Source organism: Devosia sp. (genome assembly GCF_017307565.1).
Classification (GTDB): Bacteria; Pseudomonadota; Alphaproteobacteria; order Rhizobiales; family Devosiaceae; genus Devosia.
Window position 1 is genome coordinate 1 of record NZ_JAFKHD010000524.1, and the last position, 2,263, is coordinate 2,263.

Consider the following 2,263-nt stretch of genomic DNA (forward strand, 5'->3'; position numbering starts at 1 on the left):
CATGCCGGACCTCTCCAAGATGGACCCCAAGCAGCTCGAGCAGATGGCCCGCCAGGCCGGTATCAATCCCGATCAGTTGAAGGGCCTGCCCTCCGCCGATCTGCCGATGACCGACAAGTTGCCCACCGACGTCAACAAGCTTCTGAAATCTGCCGGCACCGGACTTCCCGGTCTCGGCGGTGCTCCCCGTTTCCCTGGCCTTCCGGGCCTGGGCAAGAAGAAATAACCCGAACTTTAGACATCAACCTCAGGATTAAAAAATGTCCCTCAAGATCCGTCTTGCCCGTGGTGGCACCAAGAAGCGCCCGTTCTACCACATCGTCGTTGCCGACGCCCGTTCGCCGCGCGATGGCCGCTTCATCGAAAAGCTGGGTACCTTCAATCCGCTGCTCGACAAGACCGCTGAAAACCGCGTCGTTCTCAACACCGAACGCGCCCAGCACTGGGTTTCCGTTGGCGCCCAGCCGACCGACCGCGTTCTGCGTTTCCTCGATGCTGCTGGCCTCGTGAAGCGCGAAGCCCGCAACAACCCGAACAAGGGCGAACCCGGCGAAAAGGCCAAGGAACGCGCCGAAGAAAAGGCCGCCAAGGCCGCTGCCGCCGCTGAAGGCGCTGCTGAATAATTTCTGGGACTCTTGTCCCTTGAATGCAAAACCCCGGTCGCGAGACCGGGGTGTTTCTTTGCGTGGTTCGCTTTCGTGTTGTGAACTAAAGTGCCGCAGGGGCAGGGGAGCGCGCATGATCATCGCCGCGCCGGTTTTGAGCGTCGAGTACGAGGGTCAGATCCGCCTGGTCGGCATTTTCCTTTTCCTGCCCGAGCAGCTGGGAAAATCCTGGGACTGTCGCTACGAGATCGACTGGCCCGAAGGCAAGGTGACGAGCTTTGCTGGTGGCAATGATGCGATTGCCGCACTCTTCGGGGCGATCGAGAAGGTCGGGATGGAGCTTCATATGAGCCGCTACCACCACGAGCGAACCATCACCTGGCTCAAGCCCTGGGTCGGCTATGGATTTCCGCTGCCAAAAGGCGCGCGACGAACTAATCGGTGACGACCAGAGGTTCTATGGCCTCGACAAACAATAAGCCCCGCCGCGAGACGGGGCTTACTCTTGTTTCTAGGGCCTAGGGTAAGGTCGGCCAGGCTTACGCCTTGAGCTTGGCCAGAATGGCAGCGCCCATTTCCTCAGTACCAACCGTCTTGCGGTTGTCCTGGGCGATGTCGGCGCAGCGGAGGCCGTCGGCCAGAACGCTTGCGATGGCGCCTTCGACCTTGTCGGCCAGTTCGATCATGCCGAACGAATAGCGCAGCGCCATGGCGTGCGAAGCGATCATGGCGATCGGGTTGGCAATGCCCTTGCCGGCAATGTCGGGGGCCGAGCCGTGGACGGGCTCATACATGGCCTTGCGCTTGCCGGTGACGGCATCCGGAGCGCCGAGCGCTGCCGATGGCAGCATGCCGAGCGAACCGGTCAGCATGGCCGCCACGTCCGACAGAATATCGCCAAAGAGGTTGTCGGTGACGATCACGTCGAACTGCTTGGGATTACGCACCAGCTGCATGGCGCAGTTGTCGGCCAGGATATGGTTGAAGGCGACGTCGGAATAATCCTTGGCGACGGCACGGACCACTTCATCCCAAAGCACGCCGGACTTCATGACGTTCTTCTTGTCGGCCGAATGGATCTTGTTGCCGCGGGTGCGGGCGAGATCGAAGGCGACGCGGGCGATGCGGTCGATTTCATAGGTCTCATAGACCTGGGTGTCGACGCCACGTTTCTGGCCGTTGCCGAGATCGGTGATTTCCTTGGGCTCGCCGAAATAGACGCCGCCGGTCAGTTCGCGCACGATCAGAATATCAAGACCTTCGACGAGTTCGCGCTTGAGCGCGGAAGCATCGGCAAGGGCGGGATAGCAGATGGCGGGACGCAGGTTCGCAAACAGCCCGAGATCCTTGCGGAGGCGCAGGAGCGCGGCTTCCGGACGCTTGTCATAGGGAACATTGTCCCACTTGGGGCCACCCACGGCGCCGAAAATGACGGCGTCGGCCTTGAGCGCCTTGGCCATGTCGTCTTCCGAGATGGCTTCGCCATGCGCGTCATAGGCACAACCGCCAGCAAGACCCTTATCGGTGGCGAAGTCGGTCAGGCCTTCGGCATTGGACCAGGCGATGATCTTTTCGACCTCGACCATGATCTCGGTGCCGATGCCGTCGCCGGGCAGAAGAAACAGGGAATGTGTGGCCATTTTTGGGAAAACTCCTCG

The 2,263-nt window shown here is 60.9% G+C and carries 3 protein-coding genes and 1 pseudogene; 3 read left to right on the forward strand and 1 reads right to left on the reverse strand.

Translation table 11 applies throughout. The annotated features are described in order from the left end of the window. The 3 genes and pseudogenes from J0I64_RS22525 to J0I64_RS22535 form a co-directional block, all read left to right on the forward strand. Nucleotides 1–226, forward strand: a pseudogene (locus J0I64_RS22525) (hypothetical protein); the annotation flags it as partial. Nucleotides 227–260: 34 nt separating this feature from the next. After that, on the forward strand, nucleotides 261–623 hold the full coding sequence (gene rpsP, locus J0I64_RS22530) for a 30S ribosomal protein S16 (protein ID WP_291412527.1): 363 nt from the start codon (nucleotides 261–263) through the stop codon (nucleotides 621–623). A gap of 115 nt (nucleotides 624–738) precedes the next feature. Next, nucleotides 739–1,050 carry a hypothetical protein gene (locus tag J0I64_RS22535; protein ID WP_291412529.1) on the forward strand — a complete coding sequence of 104 codons (312 nt, stop codon included), beginning with the start codon at nucleotides 739–741 and terminating at the stop codon, nucleotides 1,048–1,050. A gap of 94 nt (nucleotides 1,051–1,144) precedes the next feature. Here the strand turns inward: J0I64_RS22535 and leuB are convergent, their stop codons facing one another. Then, nucleotides 1,145–2,245: a 3-isopropylmalate dehydrogenase gene (leuB, locus tag J0I64_RS22540; protein ID WP_291412531.1), complete on the reverse strand. Its 1,101-nt coding sequence runs from the start codon at nucleotides 2,243–2,245 to the stop codon at nucleotides 1,145–1,147. Nucleotides 2,246–2,263 lie beyond the last annotated feature (18 nt).